This is a genomic window from Rufibacter glacialis (genome assembly GCF_008271745.1).
In the GTDB taxonomy this organism is placed as follows: domain Bacteria; phylum Bacteroidota; class Bacteroidia; order Cytophagales; family Hymenobacteraceae; genus Nibribacter; species Nibribacter glacialis.
On record NZ_VKKZ01000024.1, the window covers coordinates 40,323 to 60,872 of the forward strand.

At 52.8% G+C, this 20,550-nt stretch carries 19 protein-coding genes and 1 tRNA gene; 8 read left to right on the forward strand and 12 right to left on the reverse strand.

Annotated features, from left to right (window positions below; all coding sequences use genetic code 11):
* The first annotated feature begins 120 nt into the window (after window positions 1-120).
* The 4 genes from FOE74_RS17950 to FOE74_RS17965 all read left to right on the forward strand — a co-directional run bounded on the left by FOE74_RS17950 (window position 121) and on the right by FOE74_RS17965 (window position 3,233).
* The gene (locus FOE74_RS17950) at window positions 121-537 is read left to right on the forward strand and encodes a SpoIIAA family protein (RefSeq protein ID WP_149100019.1); all 417 of its coding nucleotides are present in this window, start codon (window positions 121-123) and stop codon (window positions 535-537) included.
* A gap of 235 nt (window positions 538-772) precedes the next feature.
* Complete coding sequence (locus FOE74_RS17955) at window positions 773-1,282, forward strand: DUF421 domain-containing protein (protein WP_225840875.1); 510 nt, start codon at window positions 773-775, stop codon at window positions 1,280-1,282.
* A 301-nt stretch (window positions 1,283-1,583) separates the two neighbouring features.
* Window positions 1,584-2,849, forward strand: coding sequence for a PAS domain-containing protein (locus FOE74_RS17960; protein ID WP_149100020.1), 1,266 nt, complete (start codon window positions 1,584-1,586; stop codon window positions 2,847-2,849).
* A 36-nt stretch (window positions 2,850-2,885) separates the two neighbouring features.
* Window positions 2,886-3,233 carry a histidine kinase gene (locus FOE74_RS17965; protein ID WP_149100021.1) on the forward strand — a complete coding sequence of 116 codons (348 nt, stop codon included), beginning with the start codon at window positions 2,886-2,888 and terminating at the stop codon, window positions 3,231-3,233.
* A gap of 187 nt (window positions 3,234-3,420) precedes the next feature.
* Here the strand turns inward: FOE74_RS17965 and FOE74_RS17970 are convergent, their stop codons facing one another.
* From FOE74_RS17970 to FOE74_RS17985, 5 genes are all read right to left on the reverse strand, one after another.
* Complete coding sequence (locus tag FOE74_RS17970) at window positions 3,421-3,927, reverse strand: DUF2199 domain-containing protein (protein ID WP_149100022.1); 507 nt, start codon at window positions 3,925-3,927, stop codon at window positions 3,421-3,423.
* Between the two features lie 116 nt (window positions 3,928-4,043).
* Window positions 4,044-4,205, reverse strand: coding sequence for a hypothetical protein (locus FOE74_RS21325; protein ID WP_225840876.1), 162 nt, complete (start codon window positions 4,203-4,205; stop codon window positions 4,044-4,046).
* A gap of 472 nt (window positions 4,206-4,677) precedes the next feature.
* Window positions 4,678-5,169 carry a toxin-antitoxin system YwqK family antitoxin gene (locus tag FOE74_RS17975; RefSeq protein WP_188686954.1) on the reverse strand — a complete coding sequence of 164 codons (492 nt, stop codon included), beginning with the start codon at window positions 5,167-5,169 and terminating at the stop codon, window positions 4,678-4,680.
* A gap of 133 nt (window positions 5,170-5,302) precedes the next feature.
* Window positions 5,303-7,684 carry a ribonucleoside-diphosphate reductase subunit alpha gene (locus tag FOE74_RS17980; RefSeq protein WP_149100024.1) on the reverse strand — a complete coding sequence of 794 codons (2,382 nt, stop codon included), beginning with the start codon at window positions 7,682-7,684 and terminating at the stop codon, window positions 5,303-5,305.
* Window positions 7,685-8,093: 409 nt separating this feature from the next.
* Window positions 8,094-9,053 carry a ribonucleoside-diphosphate reductase small subunit gene (locus FOE74_RS17985; RefSeq protein ID WP_149100025.1) on the reverse strand — a complete coding sequence of 320 codons (960 nt, stop codon included), beginning with the start codon at window positions 9,051-9,053 and terminating at the stop codon, window positions 8,094-8,096.
* Between the two features lie 966 nt (window positions 9,054-10,019).
* On the opposite strand from FOE74_RS17985, the gene rplU reads away from it, so the two are divergent.
* Window positions 10,020-10,328, forward strand: a complete 309-nt coding sequence (gene rplU, locus FOE74_RS17990; protein WP_149100026.1) for a 50S ribosomal protein L21 — start codon at window positions 10,020-10,022, stop codon at window positions 10,326-10,328.
* Between the two features lie 71 nt (window positions 10,329-10,399).
* Entirely contained in the window at window positions 10,400-10,705 is a 306-nt protein-coding gene (rpmA, locus tag FOE74_RS17995) for a 50S ribosomal protein L27 (RefSeq protein ID WP_149100027.1), read from the forward strand.
* Window positions 10,706-11,467: 762 nt separating this feature from the next.
* Here the strand turns inward: rpmA and FOE74_RS18000 are convergent.
* The 7 genes from FOE74_RS18000 to hemW all read right to left on the reverse strand — a co-directional run bounded on the left by FOE74_RS18000 (window position 11,468) and on the right by hemW (window position 18,464).
* Complete coding sequence (locus FOE74_RS18000; protein ID WP_149100028.1) at window positions 11,468-12,280, reverse strand: cyclase family protein; 813 nt, start codon at window positions 12,278-12,280, stop codon at window positions 11,468-11,470.
* 159 nt (window positions 12,281-12,439) lie between these two features.
* Window positions 12,440-13,012: a pentapeptide repeat-containing protein gene (locus FOE74_RS18005; protein ID WP_149100029.1), complete on the reverse strand. Its 573-nt coding sequence runs from the start codon at window positions 13,010-13,012 to the stop codon at window positions 12,440-12,442.
* Window positions 13,013-13,193: 181 nt separating this feature from the next.
* A complete protein-coding gene (locus FOE74_RS18010) occupies window positions 13,194-14,294 on the reverse strand; it encodes an SGNH/GDSL hydrolase family protein (protein WP_149100030.1) in 1,101 nt (366 codons plus the stop codon).
* Window positions 14,295-14,426: 132 nt separating this feature from the next.
* The gene (locus FOE74_RS18015; RefSeq protein WP_149100031.1) at window positions 14,427-14,786 is read right to left on the reverse strand and encodes a hypothetical protein; all 360 of its coding nucleotides are present in this window, start codon (window positions 14,784-14,786) and stop codon (window positions 14,427-14,429) included.
* A 129-nt stretch (window positions 14,787-14,915) separates the two neighbouring features.
* A complete protein-coding gene (locus tag FOE74_RS18020) occupies window positions 14,916-16,040 on the reverse strand; it encodes an MBL fold metallo-hydrolase (RefSeq protein WP_225840877.1) in 1,125 nt (374 codons plus the stop codon).
* Window positions 16,041-16,226: 186 nt separating this feature from the next.
* Window positions 16,227-16,901, reverse strand: a complete 675-nt coding sequence (locus FOE74_RS18025; protein ID WP_149100032.1) for a hypothetical protein — start codon at window positions 16,899-16,901, stop codon at window positions 16,227-16,229.
* A gap of 423 nt (window positions 16,902-17,324) precedes the next feature.
* Window positions 17,325-18,464, reverse strand: a complete 1,140-nt coding sequence (gene hemW, locus FOE74_RS18030) for a radical SAM family heme chaperone HemW (RefSeq protein WP_149100033.1) — start codon at window positions 18,462-18,464, stop codon at window positions 17,325-17,327.
* Window positions 18,465-18,549: 85 nt separating this feature from the next.
* On the opposite strand from hemW, the gene FOE74_RS18035 reads away from it, so the two are divergent.
* Together FOE74_RS18035 and FOE74_RS18040 are read left to right on the forward strand one after the other, a co-directional pair.
* Window positions 18,550-20,346 carry a BamA/OMP85 family outer membrane protein gene (locus FOE74_RS18035; protein ID WP_188686957.1) on the forward strand — a complete coding sequence of 599 codons (1,797 nt, stop codon included), beginning with the start codon at window positions 18,550-18,552 and terminating at the stop codon, window positions 20,344-20,346.
* A gap of 73 nt (window positions 20,347-20,419) precedes the next feature.
* Window positions 20,420-20,492, forward strand: a tRNA-Met gene (locus FOE74_RS18040).
* Window positions 20,493-20,550 lie beyond the last annotated feature (58 nt).

Consider the following 20,550-nt stretch of genomic DNA (forward strand, 5'->3'; position numbering starts at 1 on the left):
GGCAGATACCCGCATGTTGGCTGGGCTGCTTTTTTGACGTACTTTTGCAAAGAGAGGATCTTTCCTCTTGCAGGCCGCGCCTTCTATGGGGCAGTTCTGCTTTTTTTTTGCCCGTTTTGCATGCCCCTTAACTTACCTTCTGTTTATTTTAAAAGTCATGCTTTTACGGTTAAATATGACCAGGAACGTTCATTAGGCACTGCTGTCTGGCGGGGGAAGCTGGCGGGTGCCGATCTGCAGGAAGCCTTGCTGATCTGTGCCTACGTGATGGAGAAATACCGCCTTACCCGCTGGCTCGCCGATGACCGGAAGATGCGGTCCTTTTCTGAGGAAGACCAGCGCTGGATTTCAGAGAACGTGGTACCCTCTTACCTGAACGGCCCCTTGCGGCGTATGGCGTTCCTGCCCTCAGAAGACAGTAAGCAGGTAGAAGCCATTGAGCACCTCATTGAACGCGCCGGCGACCTGGATGACCTCTCCCTTAAATGGTTCAAGACCGAAGAAGAGGCCCTAGAATGGCTGATGCGGGCGTTCTGAACACCCTTTGGCCCAAACCTTCTCCGGTTCCTTACCGTCTTGCCCTTCCTACGCTATTTTCACTAAGTCACTGCACGGAAATGCCCTCCGGTTTATGGGCTGATTTTCTGAAACCCACCTTTTTCTGCAAGGCTTTGCTAGCTATTTCCTGGCCTTTTCTTCCTGGGGTGTTAATGGCCAGGGCAAGGCCTTGGCAACCGCAACTCTCCCGCCGGGGTGCCGTTTGAGGGGAAGAATGGAAACGATAGAGACAATCTTAGGACTTGACCAGACAGACCTTACCTGGTGGCAGATGGCCGTGCGGGCCGTATTGGTCTTCTTTATTTCTTTAGGGTATATACGGCTTGCCAACAAGCGTATCTTTGGGCAGCACAGTGCCTTTGACATTGTGCTGGGCGTCATGTACGGCTCCATCATGAGCCGGTCCGTGACAGGGAACTCTCCTTTTTTCCCTACCTTGTTGGCCGGCTTGGTGTTGGTGGTCCTGCACCGTTTCCTGGCTTCTTTGGCCTATCAATCTGGGCAAGGGCAAGGCATCAGTAACCTCATCAAAGGAAGGACCTTTACGCTGGCCAAAGACGGAAAGCTGATCAGGGAGGTGATGCAGGCCAACAGCATCACAGAGAATGACCTGGTGGAAAGCATGCGTTCGCAGGGCGGCCCCACAGACATTACCAAGATAGAAACGGCCTGCCTGGAGCGCAACGGAAAAATCAGCATTATCTTCAAACAAGAAGAGAAATAAGCAGACCGGCTCCTCAACCCGCGTACCGGTTTGCCTTGTGTTTCTAGCCGGTAGCACTGGCCGGAGGGATCACCGCAGGGTTGCACAGAGAGTTGGCACTAACAGGCATCCCATTCCTGAGGCCAGCCCTGCTACTTGCGTGCCCGCCAGGTACCTTTCCCCTGAAAGTGAAAGACGCGGCCGTGATGGGTTAAAGAAATGTTATGTTTTTTTAACCCACCACGGCCTTTCCGCTAAAACCTTTTATTTTAAGTGTAGTTATAACCTTTCATTACTCCACCCCCGGTAATTCTCTTTCTAGATGGATTTTTCTAAACTGTTCCAATACGTTCCAGACAACCTAGTGGTCATTACCCCGGATTTCAAAATCGTGGCCGCCACAGAGGCCTATCTGCGCACCACCATGCGCCAGATAGATGACCTGCGGGGGCTTCATTTCCTGCTGGAGGCTTTCCCTGACAAGAACTACACCTTTGAAGAAAACCCCGTGCGCAAGTCCATTGACAAGGTGCTGCAGACCAAACAGGTAGACTACATGGACCTGGTGCGCTACACCATTGCCCGTCCGGCAGCCGAGGGCGGGGGAGAATATGAAAGCATCTGGGAGGCATCGCACACGCCCGTGCTAGACCCGCAAGGCAACATAGAATTCATCATCCAGAAAACCATGGATGTGACGGAGCGGGAACAAGCCAAACTGGCCCACCAGGAAAGCGAGAACAAGTTCAGGATCATGACCGATGCCGTGCCCCAGCTGATTTATACTGTGCACCCGGAGGGCAGGGTAACGTTTGTGAACGAGCGGTTCGTGAAATACACTGGAACCCCGGCCGAAGAGATTTTAGCCTCTCCTACCGGCTTTTTAAACGCTATTCACCCCGACGACCAGGAAACCTTTCTGGCAAAAGCCCAGGAAAGCTTCCAAAGCCAGGTGGAGTTTCAGGCGGAGATCCGTTTGCGGGACCGCGAGGGTAATTACCGCTGGTTTGTGAAGAAGTGCTCACCGGTGGCGCTCACCGCCGGCAAGGTTTCTCTATGGGTGGGCAGCGCCACAGATATTCAGGCCACCAAACAGATGGTGCAGGAGCTTCTGGAAAGCAATGAGCAGATGGCGTACCTTTCTGACCAGGTGCACGCGGCCTTGCAGAAAGCTGAATCTGAGCGAAAGACCCTGGAGAACATGATCATGAACGCCCCGGCCATCTTCTGTACGCTTACCGGGCCAGAGCATCGCTTTGACCTGATCAACCCCTATTACCAGGCGCTCTTCCCCGACAGGGAGCTCAAAGGCAAGACCGTGAAGAAAGCAGTGCCAGAGGCCGCTGAGCAAGGCTTTGTAGATTTGCTGAACAACGTGTACCAAACGGGTACCCCTTTCTCAGCCGATGAGGTCCATTTCCAGCGGAAGCGCCAAGACACCGGTGCCGTGGAAGATGTGTACCTCACCCTCAATTACCAGCCCATTTACGGGGAGAACATGAAAACCATTGGGGTGCTGGTGTTTGGGTATGAGACCACCGAGCACGTGAAACTGCGGGAACGCTTTCAGCAAAAAGAGAAAGGATAAAAGGGCGCATGGGTTCTATCATTATACAAGCTTTACATGAACGCCGCGCAAAGTGACCTTCAGCAACTCAGGATAAAGCTGATCCTTTTCAAATCAAAGGTGCGGTCTGCCGTTTACGGTGGCACCCCAGATGAGGCGTTCCTTTCGCCCGGCGGACCGGTAAGCCAGTGGTTCAGTACCATTGGTGGGGTGCGCTATGCCCACCTGCCGGAGTTCACCACCATGGCCCGGCTCTACAAGGAGCTGCTGGCCACGGCTAACCGGCTCATCAGCCTGTACCGGTCTGGTAAGATAGAAGAAGCGCATGACGGCCTCCAGGAAATTGACAAGCTAGCCGAGCAACTGACCCGGTTGATTTCTTCGCTGGAGGTGCGGTTGGTATAGATTGATACCTGCTTGTAAAGTAAGCCAGTATCCTGAAACCACATCAGCTGCTGGTGTCCATTCTCCCTCACCCGCAGCTTAATGGTTTCATAGCAACTTCTGTTTAGGAGTTGGACCTGTTGTTAAAGATCCAGATTTAGTCTGTTTAAGGCTTATTTTCTGATTTAGACTTGAAAGCAGAAGGCGCTTAGCTGCAAAGCTGAATCATCTCTTCAATGCGTTTTTCTGCTTCTTCTTTGCTGATGCCGTGGTAAAAGTCTTTCACAAGGGGGTGCTCAAAATCCTCGAACGGAAAAACAAGTGGTCTCCTGTTTTCTATTTGAGTTACTACCGTTGACGGAACATGAAGCGTCTCTTCATACCCTAACAGGTTATTACAAACATATCCAAAGTAGGAAGTTTCATATTGCTCATCATGGTAATGCTCTTGGTAATCATGGAAAGTCTTTTCACTTACAGATACCCACAGGCCATAGTCTAAATTCTCACAGTGGTCATTCACTGGAATGGTCATGACTACTCTAATAAATCGGTCTATATCATTTTCATGGGTGATGGTGCAGAAGTCTCCTTCCAGCCAACCTTTGGTTTCTTTCTCTTCTTCTGATAAGTCATTGTAGTGCTTGGGCGACGTATAGGTCAGCGCGGGCCAGTTTTCATGTTCTTGGCCGCAATCTGCGCAGGTGTAGGGCATAGATTCTAAGATAGTGAAGTAATTCTAAACCTGATACAGAAGAAAGGGAGTTGGCGTATCCCCTTGCTGGTGTTATCACCAGCAAGGGGAGTTAAGGCTGTTATAAGAATCACAGTTTAGATTGTTGGTGATAACACCAACAATGGGAAAAGGGTATTTTCAAGCTCTTGGTCTAGTTGATCTAGGTCTATGAAATCTGCCTCACCGTTCTCTAGTTGAGTTAAATCTTGCCTCAGTTCTTTTTGGGTAGCAGTGAAGGCATCATCTTCTTCAATCATCTCTAGTTTTTCTTTGGTGAACTTGCGCAGAAACCACATCAAATGCTAATATACTTTCTTTTTCATCCATGGCCATATGGATTGCCTAGCAATTCTGTTTAGGAGTTGCTTGTTTTGAAGATAAGTATCTACCTTGAATATAGCTTCATTTCAAGAATAGAAGGCGAAGACAGAATAATTACTCCACTACTTCAAAAGCATATTTAACAGAAGTACCATGGACCCAGATAGAATCTCTCTCCACTGGTTTATGATATACAATGCCTGATAAATAGTGGGTACCTAGCTTTTTGGGAACAAATTTGAATGTAAAGGTTTTGTTGTCTTTTGAATAGAGTGTGTCTAGTACTTTGGTGATTTTGGGATGCTTATTCCGATACTGGTCTGACTCACCCACTACCGCATGTAATTCTCCTCTGATAGCCTCTGCAAACGAAATGGTGAAGGTGTGCTCTTGCCCAAGTTTTAAAGGTTACTTTTTATCCAGTAGGTCAGGAAGGTAATAGGCCATTTCCCTTGTGCCGGTTGTGTCATATCTTTCACCATAAAACTGGCTGCCAGTTTCATCATACCGATTCAACTGCGCTAGTTTACCTGTTTCATAGTAGTAGAGAATTTCATCTCCGCAAAGTTTTCCCTTGCAGTAGTTTGCAGTGTAAATTAACCTGCCTTCCTCGCTGTAACCTTTGAAGATTCCGTCATATTCGTCGTTCTTCATATTCACTTCTATTCTTTTCTGGCCGTTTGGATGATAGACGGTGCTCTTCCCATTTTGCAGGCCAGCTTCCCAATAAGATTCTGACTTTAAAGCTCCGCTTTCATAGTAGGAAAGTAAAAGCCCATCCTGCTTTCCATCTTCCACCTCACCTTTCATTCTGAGCGTCCCGTCAGGATAATATTCTTCTACTGTTTCTTTGCCGCAGGAAAAGCACAGAAAGGAAATCAATAACAATATGAGTGGCAAACGAAAGCATTTCATGTGCTGAGTAAGCTTTAAGTTGAAATAACGTTTTTAGGATGGAAGGCGAAAAATACTTTATACAAAAAAGGAGGCCGTTTCGGGCCTCCTTTTTCTATTTCTAGGCTAGAACTGCTTCTTAGCTACCACACGCCTCGCAGGCGTCTGGGTTATCCAGGCTACAGGCCATGTCGCTCATGTTCTGCTCTACGGCGGTGTACATGGGCGCCAGGGTTTCGGCGGCTTGTTTCTCTACCGTGAACTTGATGGCGTCAGCGGCGGCTTTGGTACGCAGGTAGTACATACCGGTTTTCAGGCCGCGCTTCCAGCTGTGGAAGTGCATAGAGGTCAGCTTCCCGAAGTTCACGTTAGACACGTGCAGGTTCAGGCTTTGGCTCTGGCAGATGTAGGCACCACGGTCGGCAGACATGTCAATGATGGTACGCTGGCTGATTTCCCACACCGTCTTGTACAGGTCTTTGATGTGCTGCGGAATGTTGGTGATGCCCTGCACTGATCCGTTGGCGGCGATGATGGCATTCTTCATCTGGTCGTTCCACAGGTTCAGAGCGATCAGGTCATTCAACAAGTGCTTGTTCACCACCATGAACTCCCCACTCAGCACACGACGTACGTAGATGTTAGAGGTGTAAGGCTCAAACCCTTCGTTGTTGCCCAGAATCTGCGAGGTAGAAGCCGTTGGCATAGGCGCTACCAAAAGCGAGTTGCGTACCCCGTGCTCCACTACTTCCTGCCGAAGCGCTTCCCAGTCCCAGCGGCCGCTGTCTGGCGTAACGCCCCACATGTCAAACTGGAAGATACCCCGGCTGATAGGCGAGCCCTCAAACGTCTCATACGGTCCCAGTTTCTTTGACAGATCCTTGGAAGCCGTCATGGCCGCGAAGTAAATGGTCTCAAAGATCTCTTTGTTCAGGCGGGCGGCCTCTTCGCTTTCAAACGGCATGCGCAATTGCAGGAACGCATCTGCCAAGCCCTGCACGCCCAACCCAATAGGGCGGTGGCGCATGTTGGACTTCTTCGCCTCTGGTACCGGGTAGTAGTTGATGTCAATAACCTTGTTCAGGTTCTTGGTTACTGTGTAGGTTACTTCGTAGAGTTTGTCGTGGTCAAATTTCTTAACCCCGTTTTCTTCTTTGATGTAGCGCGGAAGGGCCAGAGAAGCCAGGTTACACACCGCAATCTCATCAGCGTCTGTGTATTCAATGATCTCGGTGCAAAGGTTAGAGCTCTTGATGGTACCCAGGTTCTGCTGGTTAGACTTGCCGTTGGCGTGGTCCTTGAAGAGCATGTACGGGGTACCGGTCTCCGTTTGGGCCTCTAAGATGGCAAACCATAGTTCCTGGGCTTTGATGGTCTTGCGGGCACGGCCTTCTTTCTCGTATTTCTCATAGAGACGCTCAAAGTCCTTGCCCCAGCTGTCAGACAAGCCCGGGCACTCGTTGGGGCACATCAGGCTCCAGTCACCGTTGGCTTCTACGCGCTTCATGAACAAGTCGGGCGTCCAGAGGGCCAGGAACAGGTCACGGGTACGCATCTCTTCTTTGCCGTGGTTCTTGCGCAGATCCAGGAACTCAAAGATATCCGCGTGCCATGGCTCCAGGTAGATGGCGAACGCACCCTTGCGCTTTCCGCCGCCCTGGTCCACGTAACGGGCCGTGTCGTTGAACACTTTCAGCATCGGCACTAAGCCGTTAGACGTGCCGTTGGTGCCTTTGATGTAAGAACCCGTGGCTCTGATGTTGTGGGCCGCCAAACCAATACCACCCGCGCTCTGCGAGATCAAGGCACAGTTCTTCAGGGTGTCATAGATACCCGGAATGCTGTCTTCTTTCATGGTGAGCAGGAAGCAGCTGGACAACTGCGGCTTGGGCGTGCCCGCGTTGAACAACGTAGGCGTGGCGTGCGTGAACCACTTCTCAGACATGAGGTTGTAGGTCTCAATGGCCGCGTCAATGTCTTCTTTGTGAATGCCTACCGCTACCCGCATGAGCATGTGCTGCGGACGCTCCACTACCTTGCCGTGCAGGCGCAGAAGATACGAGCGCTCCAGGGTCTTGTACCCGAAGTAGTCATAGTTGTAGTCACGGTCATAGATGATGCTGGAATCCAGCACCGCCGCGTGTTTCTTGATGATGTCAAACACATCCTTCGCAATCAATGACGCATTCTCACCAGTCTTAGGGTCTTCATAGGTGTAGAGTTGCTTCATGGTGTTGAAGAACGACTTCTGCGTGACCTTGTGCAGGCTGGAGATCGCGATCCGGGCCGCCAGAATGGCGTAGTCGGGGTGCTTGGTCGTGAGCGAGGCAGAGGTTTCGGCCGCCAGGTTATCCAGTTCCACGGTGGTCACGCCATCATAGATTCCGTCAATCACCTTTTTTGCCACCTCAATAGGGCTCACAAACGACATGTTCAGGCCGTAGCACAATTTCTCTATACGGGCCGTGATTTTATCAAATTTGACCGACTCCCTGCGGCCATCTCTCTTTATAACTAACATACGCTTACACTAATTAGGTGACGGATGGCGTACCACCCAGATATTTCTTTCCCCTGCGCTCACAGGCGCCAGGGCGGGATTCTTGAATGTAAATGGATTCTGAGAAAAGAAGCGCTAAACCCGGTGGGGAGCGTTTCTGGCCGGTTTTTCTGAAAAAGCCGCCAAAGCACCCACTTCTGAACGGGCCGTTCTTTTCCCGTTGGCATCTTGGAAAGGTCTTGCGGAGGGGGCGAAAAAGCCGTTTGCGCGCCAGGTGGCCCCGTGGGGAAAGATCTTTTCAGGATGTCAAGACAAAGGAACCGCAAAACATGGTGCTTCTTCCCTCTTGAAAACCCAACCGTCTGTTGGGTGCTTTGGGCTTGTTTTCAAAGAAACAGCCCCAAAGCGCTTCAGGGCTGTTTAGAGGTATTTAAAAATCTTCGTCCAGAGAGAACACGTTAGAGTCACGGTCGCTCATCACGCCCGATTTCTGGTACTCACCCACGCGTTTCTCAAAGAAGTTGGTTTTGCCTTGCAGGGAGATCATCTCCATGAAGTCAAATGGATTGGTGGAATGGTAAATTTTGCCACAGCCTAATGATACCAGCAGGCGGTCGGCCACAAACTCGATGTATTGGCTCATCAGTTTTGCATTCATTCCTATCAGGTCTACGGGCAAGGCATCGGTCACAAACTCCTGCTCAATGCTCACCGCGTCACGAATGATGGTTTGTACGCGGTCCTCTGGTAACTTGTTCTGCAGCATAGAGTACAGAAGGCAGGCGAAGTCACAGTGCAGCCCTTCGTCACGGGAGATCAACTCATTAGAGAAGGTGAGGCCGGGCATCAGGCCACGTTTCTTCATCCAGAAAATAGAGCAGAAAGAACCGGAGAAGAAAATGCCTTCTACGGCGGCAAACGCGATCAATCGCTCGGTGAAGTTCTCAGAGTTGATCCACTTGAGGGCCCACTCGCCTTTTCTCTTCACGCAGTCAACGGTCTCCAACGCATTGAACAGGCGGTCTTTCTCCTGGGGGTCTTTGATGTAGGTATCAATAAGCAGAGAGTAGGTCTCAGAGTGGATGTTCTCCATCATGATCTGGAACCCGTAGAAACAGCGGGCCTCTGGCAGCTGCACCTCTTGCATGAAGTTGATGGCCAGGTTCTCGTTCACGATTCCGTCTGAGGCGGCGAAGAACGCCAGCACGTGCGAAATGAAGTGACGCTCCCCGTCATTGAGCTTCTCCCAGTCCTTCAGGTCCGGGGACAGGTCAATCTCCTCGGCCGTCCAAAAGCTAGCCTCTGCTTTCTTATACATCTGCCATACGGCATCGTTTTGGATGGGGAACAGGACAAAGCGGTTCGGGTTTTCTTGCAATAAAGGCTCCATAGACTAAACGGTTTCTTGCTCTTACTTACTTTTATTTAAACGGGTAGCGCCGCGCATGCGCTAATACCGGGGCGTGGCAGCCGCAGAATTCCCTCGTCAGGAAAGCGGCTGCTTCGGCTTGAGATTTCAAATATAGGGACAAATACGTTGGTAGCCCGTTTAGAAAAGCCGAATTTATCCATTTCTTATACAGCAGTTATCAACATTATAATTACTTGAAAATCAATGTGTTGAAATTTTATCAAAATTAGAAACCCCGTATATAGCTTTAAGTCTATAGCCTTGATGGTGGTTTCTTTAAGGATAGCAGCCCGAGGTTGTAAAATACCCGGCAGGGATTCGGGCCAGGCGACCGCGGAGAGGTTTGACCAGCTTTTTCTGCCCTGTACGTTGGTAAACCCTTCAAAAGAATCAGGGAAGAAGCCGCGCGGCAGGGCAAAAAAGCAGAACGGCAGAGGAAGAGGCTACCCAGGGAAGTTGCCAGAGAATCAGTCAAGCCATCACAAGGCAAAGTCGGAGCCCAGGTCCTGTATCTCCCGGAGAAGGGGCAGGACCAAAAGCCAGGGCAGATGAGGTAAACGGCGGCAAGTCGCCGGGGAAAGTCTCTGGGGTGGTGCCAAAAACAAATCTGCTGTATCTCTTGACTTTAGCCAGGCGGTTGGTTATTTTCATCTATGTTTTCACCGGCCAGCCTCCCTTGCTGGCCCGGTTATTTTACCCCGTCTCAGCCGCCTTTTCTGGGTGGCCTTCTCTGTTTTTGTCTTTATCCACGCGTAACTGCCTGAGCCTCATTGCGTGTTTAGGTTGTCCACCATAGTTATCCACATGTCAGGGGATAACTCGCAACTGCTTTGAAACCAATCAGGTACCGGTAAATTGCAGGTCAAAATAACGCCGGGCTATTTGGATATTAGGTGGACTGGTGGTACCTTTGCGGTTCAATTTTTTAAAAAATATCGTAAGCTGATGTACGCAATTGTAGAAATCGCTGGGGTCCAGACGAAAGTAGAGAGCGGTAAGTTCTTCTACACTAACAAGCTTTCCGGCAATGAGGGTGACGCCGTAGAGTTCGCCAATGTTCTTTTAACTGATGACAACGGTACTTTATCTGTAGGTGCTCCGTTCCTTGACAACATCAAGGTGACTGGCACTATCCAGGGACACGCCAAAGCCGACAAGGTGATCGTCTTCAAGAAGAAAAGAAGAAAAGGCTACAAGAAGAAAAACGGTCACCGCCAACAGTACACCAAAGTGTTGATCAACACCATTGGTTAATTTTTGAGGTAAGTAGTAATTATTGTAGAACCTATTCCTGGAGTTTTTCCCGGGATTAAAATAGACTAGAAATGGCTCACAAAAAAGGTGTCGGTAGTTCTAACAACGGCCGCGAATCACATTCCAAACGCCTAGGCGTAAAAATCTTCGGTGGCCAAGCCATCAACGCTGGTAACATCATCGTGCGCCAGCGCGGTACAGCCCACCACCCAGGTGCTAACGTAGGTATTGGCAAAGACCATACTCTGTTCGCCCTGACTGATGGTGTTGTATCTTTCAAAAAAGGCGTGAAGAACCGTTCTTTCGTATCTGTTCTTCCCCGCGAAGTAGATGCTGCTCAGGTGACCACTTCTCCTTCAGACGAAGTATCTGCCTAAGCGCCCCCTCGGCTTCCGCCGATCAAAATCCTTAAAGAAGGCTGCCCCACAAGGCAGCCTTCTTTGTTTTAGGGCCGTTTTGCAGAAAAGTAGCTCTAAACACCTGGCAAGAAAGCTGCCCCTCTACGCCACCAAAGATGTATTGCCTGGATGATCTTTGGATTTAGCGGGTGTTTTTGAGAAAACGGGAAGGGAACGGCTGTGGCACAGACACTCGCAGGTCTTGCAGACACTACGAGGTCTTTTGAGCAGACGGTTTTGGGGAGGAAACAGCCAAGGGAAGGGGGTAACCGGAATATGTAAACATCCCCCTTTGCCCCCTTCAAAGGGGAGTATGGGGAATGCGTGGGAGACGCCAAATAAATGCGCAGGACAGCGGATAGCAATGGGTAAGAGACAACAATTGAATGGGAAAGAGCAATAGAAGGAAATGCGCGGGAGACAAGGCGGTGCCGTTGTCTCTACAGAGGGCTCATCACCTTCACCTTTGATAACTTTCCCTTGTTCCAGTCTTTCCCGAGCGCGCCTCGCTTTTGGCCCTAGATGAACGTTTACCAAGAGCAATAGACGCCTCAGGCCGAAAGGGCAGTGCGAGAGGGGAAGACGGGGCCTCGCGGCCGTGAGCGCACGGAGGGTGGCGATGAAAAGACCAAGCATAAGGGCCTCGCAGGCAGCAGCCACTACGCCAGCTATGGCAAAAGGCATGCACCGGCGTAAGGCATGCCTTGGGGTAAGGCCTGCACCCCAACTACAGCAATTCCATCAATGCGGCGCCTCTGCAAAAGAAACAGATGAGTCAACCCCAGAAGAAACAGGCGTAAGGGCATACAACACCGGCTTACTAGGGCTGGCATCCAGGACTAAACTGGTCACCTGCAGGTTCAACAGATACCATCCATCTTCCACGGCATCGGGCACAAAAATGAGTTCAGTAATGGTGGCGTGGGTGCGGGTTTTAAACGGATACTGCCAAAACGCATGGTGCGCGAGCAAAGCCCCGCCGTCTTCCTCACGGTCCACGGAGGGCAAGTCCAGGAGCAGGTGCTCTATCCCGTGCTGGGCCAGGTACTGCGCGAGCGAAGGTTCCAGGTAGGTGGGGTTGGTGCCGGAATACTGGGCGGTGCGCTTCTCCCCTCCGTTAGGCAGGGTGCGTACCACCAGGGCTTCGGGCAGGAACTGCGGGTCTAACTGCGCCTGCACCTCCTCCGCCATGACGACCGCATCACCGTTCTCCTGCACGCGGGGCGTCACCGAGACCACCTGAGCCACGAACAGGAACCGGTCCAGGCATTGATCCAGCGTGGCGGCAGGATCGGGTGAGATGTGGCCGTAGCACTCGGTGTGGGTGCCGTTGCCATGGGGCGTGAGGTGCACGCGCTGGTAATTGGTGGAGCCGCCCAGGGCCACGCTGCCCACAAAACTGCCTACCGTGATGGTTTCTACCTGTACCGGTTCGGCCCAGAAGCAGTTTACGTTTTCTGGGCCCGGCGCCAGGGGCAGCGAGATATCCAGCGGTTGCAGCGGGTTGAACTGGTACGTGCGGTGCTTGAAGGTGAGGGAGGCGGCAGACAGCATAGACAACGTTTTAGACCTGTTTTGGCTAAAATAAGGGAAAACAGGAAGCAACACCACTTTTACTTTAGCACCAGGAAGTAGGTAAGGGTCTGTGAGTAGTGGCCAATGCCATGGTGGCTACAGTAGACCGGCTTTACTTCTTCCGCTGATCAGACGGCCTTACTTGATTACCAGGTTATATTTCGCCAGCAGACCCAGTGCCCCTTGCGGCGAGAACTTGGCTTTCTTCACGCGGTTCAGCTCGGGGTCCAGGGTGTAGTTATGGGCCGTCCTGAAATCGGCTTTCTCCAGGTTGGTGCGCTGGAACACGGTGCGGTCCAGGTCACAGGACTGGAAAGAGGCCTCGGTGAGGTCCGCGTCCGTGAAGTTGGCTTCTTTGATGCTGCAGGTCTCAAACAGCGTCTTTTTCAGGTTCTTTTTCCCGAAGTAGGTGTAATCAAGGGAGCAGCCTTTGAACCGAACCGAGAACAGGAAATCATGGCAGTGACTGAAGTCTACGCCCACCAGCTTACAGTTCACAAAGGAGACATCCTGCAGCTTGGAGTAGCTTAGCTGCACCATGCTCAAATTGCAGTCCTCAAACTTACAGTCCGTGAAGCTGTTCTGGGAGAAGTTGGAGTTGGAGAAGTCACAGTGCGTGAAGGTACAGTTCTCAAACTCGCGGCCCGCCACGGTTTTGTCAGCGTAGCTGATCTGGTCAAAAGTCTTGTCTTGATGGAACGTCTCAGTCATGGGAAAAGGGGCCGCTATTGGGGGCGAAGAGAAATGCGATAAGCGGCTGTTTTGGCAAAAGTAGGTGAAAAATAGAGTTTTACCGGCCTTGCGTTTCTCACTTCTTCCTATCCAAACTGCTCCTGTACCAAGCAGAAAAGCCTTTCCGGGCGCTGCTGCAACTACCCTTTCTCCCGCGGTTTTACCAGTTGATCTTTTTCTGGAGAAACTGGATGAGTTGGTTGGCCAGCGCCTGCTGCTCTTCTACCCGCGGGTGGCCCGGGGTGTCTTTGTAAGGCGCGAACAGGGTGTACACCTTCTGGTCCTGGAGGCCGGCCACGGCTTTCTCCACGTAACCCGGCCACGGCGAGCCGGCGCGGGTGATGTCCATGTTGCCCAGCATGGCCACAATATGGGCGTGGGGGTATTTGGCTCTAATGCTTTTCACGAAGTTCTGGTAGGCGGTGATCAGGAACTCCTCAGAGGGTTTGGTGGTGCCAAACCGGCGCTTGAACTGGGCGTGGTTGGGCTGGTTCACAAGCCAGGAATCGTTCTGGAAGAGGTTGATCACCACCACGTCAGGCTGCTTCTGCTGGGCGAAGTCCCATTTGCTGCTGGGGTCTGAGGGGTTGAGGCGGTCATACAGCTCCGGCATGATAAGCGGCTCCCAACTAATCGTGACGCCTATGCCGCTCTTGCAGACACAGGTATAGTCGGCGTCAAAGAAGCGGGCGGCCAGGGCGGCGTAACTCACGTAGTGGTTCGTGTTGGTGCCGGCCCAGGAGTCTTTGCCCGAGTAATCTTCCACGGCATAGCCGGCCGTGATGGAGTTGCCGTAAAACTCCATCCTTCTGGTTTTGGGAGCGGCCGCGGGGAGCGTTTTGCCCCCGTTTTCCAATTCAAAGCCATAAAACGTGGTGGTACCTTTGTCCCACTCGGTGCGCTTGAACAGCTCTACCGTATGCTTGCCCGGGGCCAGCCTAGTGGCCAGTGTGTACAGTTTGGAGGTAGTGTCTGGTTGCAAGATAGAGAGGCTGTCGCCGTCAATGATCACGTTGTAGTAGCTTTTGCCGCTGCTGTCTTTCAGGCGCGCCTTTACTCCCGTTCCCTCAAAATTCAGCTTCACCGAGGTACCCGACCAGTACAGTTCAGCCGTCTCCTGCGATGGTTTCCCTACTCGGCCCATATAGGCCACCTGCTTGTCTTGGGGTGCAACAGAAACGCTTTTTTGGGGGACACAGCCGATGGTCCAGAGAAGGACGGCCACAAAAGCCGGTAACCTGAGCAAGGCAGAAAGACGCATAGAAAGAAAGTTGGCAGGGTGAAAAGTGGTGCCGGTAAAGATGAGGAGAACCCCTTTTGTTTCAAAGCCCCCTGCCAGGAAAACCTGCTTCCCAGCCTTCCGCTCCTGGCCAACTTTCTCTCTGAACGCGGGCTATTTAAGCTTTCCTTCCCATTTCTCCGGCCTAAAAATGAGCGGCATGGAATCTGGCAGTTGCTGTTGCAACGGCGCGAACATAGGATGGCTCGCCAGATCAGCCGTGGTACCCATGACTTGCCCGGATGGGGCAGTATTCGGCAGGTCTGTTGCTCTTGGTGCCGTTATCTCAGGCCCGGCAGTGGCTGGTGCAACAGAGGTGGTGCTATCAAGGGTGGCAGGCTGCGGTGAAGTAGTTTTGAAAAGGAACATGGCTCCGCCGAGGAGGGCCAAAAGCAGGAGGGCAAACCCAACGGAGAAGAATGACTTTTTCTGCCGGGCAGCACTGGCAGGGCTGGGGTGGGTGAGTGGTTCCATCGTCAGTAGTGGTTGGTTTCCCAGAAGATGCATTTAGAGGCCGTTTTTCATAAAGCAGCCCTAAACAAACGCGCTCCTGCTCAGGCAGGGAAAACCCTCTGAAAACGGAACCTGACCCCTAAACAGGGTTTACTCCAGCCCTTTCCACCATGGGGTCTGCGGTAAATTCTCCTGAAGGCTCCAGCGTTGCCCAATGAGCGGCGTGGCCAGTTGGATGTTGTGCTGCCGTGCGGCTTTGGAGAGGCGTTCAATAGGGTCTTTCCAGTGGTGCAGCGCCAGCGAGAAAGCGCCCCAGTGGGTGGACATGAGCACTTTCCCTTTCAGGTCCAGGTGGGCCTGGGCGGTTTGCTCGGGCATCATGTGAATGTAGCGCCAGGCTTCGTTGTACTGGCCGCACTCCAGCAAGGTGAGGTCAAAGGGACCGTATTTCTTGCCTATTTCCTTGAAATGCATGTCATACCCAGAGTCGCCGCCGAAGTAGACCGAGCTCTCCCCGCTTTTCACCACCCAGGAACACCACAGGGTCTCGTCCCGGTCGGTGAGGCCGCGGCCCGAGAAGTGGCGGGCGGGGGTGGAAGCCAGGAACAGGCCCTCTATCTCGGTGGTTTCCCACCAGTCCAGCTCGGTGATCTTGCCGGCGTCTACGCCCCAGCGTTGCAGGTGCGCAGCCACCCCCAACGGTACCACAAAGCGGGCGGTTTTTTCTTTCAGCTTCAGAATGGTGCCGCGGTCCAGGTGGTCATAGTGGTCATGCGAGAGCAGCACGATGTCTAGCGGCGGCAAATCTTCTATGGCCAGGGGAAGCTTTTCATTAAAGCGCTTGCTCCCGATAAAGGAAACCGGCGAGGCCCGCTGCCCCAGCATAGGATCGGCGAAGATGCGTTTCCCGTTTACTTCCAGCAATACCGCTGAATGCCCGAACCAGGTGACGGTGATTCCCTTGGCCGGCGTTCCGGCAAAATCTTCTTTCTTCAAAGGCGCCATGGGCAAGAGCTGGGCCGGCGTGGCGCCTTCGGTGCCGCCAATGAACTTGGCAAAGATCTTCACCTTGTCCAGGAACGGGGCCTCGTCCATCATGGGAGTGGGAGAGATATTCTGGAACTTGCCGTCGCGGTAGTGCTTTGATTTCTGGATGCGGTCAAGACTCTGGCCCTGGGCGGCCGCCCCAAACTGCGGGGCCAGCGCCAGAAAAAGGAGGCCGCCAATGGTGGCCGTGGCAAGAAAGGAAAGCAGGAAGTACATAAATTTCTTCATTGGCGATCTGGAACTATGACAAATACCACGGGCACAGGCGAATTGTTTAGGAATACCTTAACGGGGCGCGGCAGATGGTTAAAAAAAGATATCCTCTGTTTCAGGGCATCTTTTACGAAAGTAGCCCTAAAACAGAGGATATCTGGAAAAGCGTTTCCGGCGGATTTCTGCCAGAAGGGGCACCCGTTAGTTAACTCTCAACGACCCAGGTTTTTTGAAGTGAAACGGAGCGGTGGACGGTGCCTTGCGCAGGTTCGTTTTCACGTCGTCATCGTCATCGAGGTCTATCGGAATAGCGGCAACCTCACCGGCATAAAAGGCTTTCACGCCTTTGTTGTTCTCCAGCTGAAGATCACAGTCAATGGTGTAGTTGGGCTCTGCGCCTGATACCCTGATGGTGCCGCCGGTGATCATGAACTCCTCTTCGTTGTCTTCGGTGTCGCCGTCGCCGTTGGCGTCAATGTAGAAGGACGATTCTACAAAGACGTTTTGGGTTTTGAATTTGGCTTCGGCCTCTGTGTCGCTGGTCACCTTGCTCAGGTCGCCGTAGGCAAAGGTGCCCGCTTTGAACGAGGCAGTGCCGGCGGAGAGGAGGTAAAGCTCTAGGGTTACTTTAGGTTGCACGGTGGGGCCCACAGTATCTACCAGCGCAAAAGCCTTGAAATAATGGGTGTTCGAGTTTCGCACAAAGCCGAAGGGGCCAAAGTCTACCGTAAACGCCTGGTTCAGGCCATACTTGGCATTGTTGTACTCCAGTTCATTGGGGCGGGGAGTGTCATCATCGTCGTCACCGCAAGACACCGCCAAAAAACTGAACAGGAGCAAGGTCATTGCTCTAAAGGTAAGGGTACGTTTTTTCATGGGAGAGGTAATTGAAAAAGGTTAAGCTGAAAGAATAAGGTATACGCGTAGGTTGGTCTGACGTGGAAGAAGGTGTGGCATCTGTTTCTGTACCGTTTTTCTGCGGAAACGGTTGCTTCTTTACGGCCCGTTTTCCTTGAAACAGGCGCAAAACAGGACCTGAAGCAGAGGGCGCACAAAGGGCATTACACTGGCAATAACCTGGTTTTTCAGCGCAACTCCAAACCATGGGGTAAAGGAAAGGCAGAACCCATGCTTTTTTACGGGCTTGCCCTTTTCTTCTTCTACGGGTGTCTTGGTTATTACGCCACCTGAGCCGCCCATAGGTGTGTTTCTGTCCGTAAGTTGTGCGGTGGATAAGTGATTCTCTCCTGAAAACAGTTTATTGCCTGATTCTGATAAAAGGGGGCGTAAACGCGGGGGCTACACTTCTTCCTTCAGTAAGAACAGGTCCAGGGCAATTTCATCGGCGAGCAGCTTACCGGCCTCTGTGAGAACCAAAATCCTTTGCTCTTTTCGCAGCAACCCCTGGGCTTCTATTTTTTGAAGGTAAGGTGCGTGCAGGGTGACCAGGTCTACGCCCCATTTCTCCTGGATGTAGGCCGTGTCACAGCCCCAGCTGGTGCGCAGGGTGGTCATCACGTACTCGTTCACCCGGTCTTCCACGGTAAGTTCTTCTACGGTGCACGGCAGTTGCCCCGCGGCCAGCGCCTGCACGTATTTGGGGTTGTGGGCGATGTTGAACTGGCGGCTCACTCCGTTGAAGGAATGCGCGCTGGGGCCTAGGCCCAGGTACGGCACCTGTTTCCAGTAGCTGCTGTTGTGCTTGCTCTCAAAACCGGGCTGGCAGAAGTTGGAGATCTCATAGTGCAGGAAGCCGTGGGCTTTGGCCTGGCTCATGAGCAACTCAAACTGCTGGGCCACGCGCTCCTCCTCGGCAGGTGTGAACTGGCCCTTCTTCAGCCGGTTCCCGAAGACAGTGTTGGGTTCAATGGTGAGCGCGTAGCAGGAAAGGTGTTGCACGTTCAGGGCGAAGGCCTTGGCTAAATCCTGCTCCCACAGCGCTGCGTCCTCGGCCGGAATGCCGTAGATCAGGTCTAGGGAGATGTTGTCAAAGCCCAGCTCCTGCGCCATCTGAATGCAGGCCGCGGCCTCTGTGGCCGTATGCGGGCGGTTCATGAGCTGCAGATGCGGGTCATGGAACGACTGCACCCCAATGCTGAGGCGGTTGATGCGGGTCTGGCGCAGGGCCTGCAGCTTCTCCAGGGTAAGGTCGTCTGGGTTGGCTTCCAGGGTGATCTCTGCAGCCGGGTTTACCGGGTGTTTTGCGTAAATGGCCTCTAAAAGACCGTTCAATTCCGCCACCGATAAGATAGACGGCGTGCCGCCTCCAAAGTAAATGGTGTTGATGGTCTCGCCGCCCAGGTAGTCTTTTTGCAGGGCCAGTTCCTGGTGCATGGCCCGGAGCACCTGCTCTTTGAGGCCCATAGACGTACTGAAATGGAAATCGCAGTAGTGACAGGCTTGTTTGCAGAATGGGATATGAAGATAGATTCCGGCCAAAATATAATAGGGCTATGGAAAGCGTTAGAGGTAAATGAAAGGGCCGTGGCCAACATTTGCCGCCTGCCCCGTACCTTTAGAAACAATGAAGAGCAGGTCTAGTTCCCGTCTGTACCAAAAGGTTGAGTGGCAAAGATACGCAATTCTGGGGCTGTTCCTGGGCTTGCTGCTTTGGTGTGGCCCTGGGCAGGCGCAAGACCGCAAATTGGTGGTGCAGGTCTCCTCTCCTGACCCTGAGGCGGTCAAGATCTGGCAGCGCCTTCAACCCAAATTCTCTTCCCGTGACTCGGTGGGGCTGCAGCAGCACCTGCGTAGCTGGCTAGCCCGGGTGCAGGAAGAAGGCTACCTCACCGCCTCTATTGACAGCCTGCGCCAGCGCCGTGATTCTGTGTGGCTGCAGGTGTACGTGGGCCGGCCGTATAACTGGGCATCGCTTAGGAATGGCAACGTGGGCGAAGGCTTGCTGGAGAAAGTGGGCTTCCGGGAGAAACTCTATAGTGGCCAACCGTTCCGGCCCGCCGAATTCGCGCAATTGCAGGAGTCCTTGTTGCGGGAGGCCGAGAACAGTGGTTTCCCTTATGCCGCCGTGCACCTGGACAGTCTGCGCCTGTACCAGGATTCCCTCAGCGGGGTGTTGCGGGTGGTGCGTGGTCCTTTGATGGTGATTGACTCCGTGCAGATCATCGGGAGTAGTCGTATGCAGCTGAAAACGCTGTACCGCTATACCCAACTGGCGCCCGGACAGCCGTATTCCTTGCAACGGATAGAGGCCGCCATGCGGGCGTTGCGGCAATTGCCGTTTGTGCGCATCACGGGCGAACCCCAGGTGCTCTTCGCCAAAAACCAGGCCCGCGTGTATTTCTTCCTGGACGAGAAAAAGGCGAACCAGTTTGACGGCATCATCGGGTTTCTGCCTGATCCAAGCTCCACCAAGGCTAAGCTGCTGATCACCGGCGAGGTGAACCTGCAGGTGCGCAACCTGCGGGGCAGCGGCAAGCAGATTGGCCTGCACTGGCGCAAGGTGGAACGCAATTCGCAGCTTCTGGATGTAGAATACCGGCACCCGCACTTCCTGAAATCGCCGTTTGAGGTGGCCGGGCTTTTCCATCTCTACAAACAGGACACGTCTTTCCTGAACCTTCGGCCCCGCCTGGAAATCGGGTACCCCTTGTCTACCACCAGCCGGGTCACCTTTTTTGCCGAGGTGGTGAGCACCCAATTGCTCTCGCCGGAGGCATTGCGGCAGCGCCGGTCAGATTCCTCGGCCATTGATGCCAACTTCACCTCTTATGGGGTGGCCTATGCCTGGGGCAACTTAGATGACCTGTATTTTCCGCGCCGGGGCAGCCAAGCCTTTCTACAAGGCGCGGTAGGCAACAAGCGCGTGCAGCGTAACGCGCGGGTAGAGGCCAGTTACTATGATACGCTCCAGATGAAGACCTCGCAGGCTTCTCTGTCAGGAAGGGTAGAGCGGTATTGGCCTGTCTCTAAAAATGGGGTGGTGCTGACGCGCCTGCGGGCAGAGGCTCTGATCAACGAGCGGCTGTACCTGAACGAACTGTTCCGGCTGGGAGGCCTGGCTTCTCTGCGGGGTTTTGATGATTATGCGTTTTATGCCTCTTCATACGCCATCAGTACCCTGGAGTACCGGCTGTACACCGGCCAGGATTCGTATGTTTTGCTCTTATATGACCAGGGCTACCTGCGCCGGGACCTAAAAAGCGAAAAAAATATTCAGTGGCCCAGCGGCGTGGGCGGCGGCATCAGCTTTTCAACGGGAGCCGGTGTGTTTCAGCTAGTTTACTCCGTAGGAAGGACTTCGCAAGAGGCCTTTAGCTTATCCAGGGGCAAGATCCATTTCGGGATTACGGGCCGTTTTTAGCCTTTTTTTGCAAAAACTTTCCCTTGGCGTTTGGAGCGTATAGAAAAAGCCCCTACATTTGTATTACAAACAGTGCGGGATGGAGCAGTTGGTAGCTCGTTGGGCTCATAACCCAAAGGTCACAGGTTCGAGTCCTGTTCCCGCTACCTAAAGTAAGATAAACCCTTGTAAGCTAAAACTTGCAAGGGTTTTTTCGTTTTACAG

Excerpts from the sequence above, each read along its gene's own strand:
- FOE74_RS17950 (WP_149100019.1), top strand. The coding sequence starts at position 121 with ATGCCCCTTAACTTACCTTCTGTTTATTTTAAAAGTCATGCTTTTACG.
- FOE74_RS17955 (WP_225840875.1), top strand. The coding sequence starts at position 773 with ATGGAAACGATAGAGACAATCTTAGGACTTGACCAGACAGACCTTACC.
- FOE74_RS17960 (WP_149100020.1), top strand. The coding sequence starts at position 1,584 with ATGGATTTTTCTAAACTGTTCCAATACGTTCCAGACAACCTAGTGGTC.
- FOE74_RS17965 (WP_149100021.1), top strand. The coding sequence starts at position 2,886 with ATGAACGCCGCGCAAAGTGACCTTCAGCAACTCAGGATAAAGCTGATC.
- FOE74_RS17970 (WP_149100022.1), bottom strand. The coding sequence starts at position 3,927 with ATGCCCTACACCTGCGCAGATTGCGGCCAAGAACATGAAAACTGGCCC.
- FOE74_RS21325 (WP_225840876.1), bottom strand. The coding sequence starts at position 4,205 with ATGATTGAAGAAGATGATGCCTTCACTGCTACCCAAAAAGAACTGAGG.
- FOE74_RS17980 (WP_149100024.1), bottom strand. The coding sequence starts at position 7,684 with ATGTTAGTTATAAAGAGAGATGGCCGCAGGGAGTCGGTCAAATTTGAT.
- FOE74_RS17985 (WP_149100025.1), bottom strand. The coding sequence starts at position 9,053 with ATGGAGCCTTTATTGCAAGAAAACCCGAACCGCTTTGTCCTGTTCCCC.
- rplU (WP_149100026.1), top strand. The coding sequence starts at position 10,020 with ATGTACGCAATTGTAGAAATCGCTGGGGTCCAGACGAAAGTAGAGAGC.
- rpmA (WP_149100027.1), top strand. The coding sequence starts at position 10,400 with ATGGCTCACAAAAAAGGTGTCGGTAGTTCTAACAACGGCCGCGAATCA.
- FOE74_RS18000 (WP_149100028.1), bottom strand. The coding sequence starts at position 12,280 with ATGCTGTCTGCCGCCTCCCTCACCTTCAAGCACCGCACGTACCAGTTC.
- FOE74_RS18005 (WP_149100029.1), bottom strand. The coding sequence starts at position 13,012 with ATGACTGAGACGTTCCATCAAGACAAGACTTTTGACCAGATCAGCTAC.
- FOE74_RS18010 (WP_149100030.1), bottom strand. The coding sequence starts at position 14,294 with ATGCGTCTTTCTGCCTTGCTCAGGTTACCGGCTTTTGTGGCCGTCCTT.
- FOE74_RS18015 (WP_149100031.1), bottom strand. The coding sequence starts at position 14,786 with ATGGAACCACTCACCCACCCCAGCCCTGCCAGTGCTGCCCGGCAGAAA.
- FOE74_RS18020 (WP_225840877.1), bottom strand. The coding sequence starts at position 16,040 with ATGAAGAAATTTATGTACTTCCTGCTTTCCTTTCTTGCCACGGCCACC.
- FOE74_RS18025 (WP_149100032.1), bottom strand. The coding sequence starts at position 16,901 with ATGAAAAAACGTACCCTTACCTTTAGAGCAATGACCTTGCTCCTGTTC.
- FOE74_RS18035 (WP_188686957.1), top strand. The coding sequence starts at position 18,550 with ATGAAGAGCAGGTCTAGTTCCCGTCTGTACCAAAAGGTTGAGTGGCAA.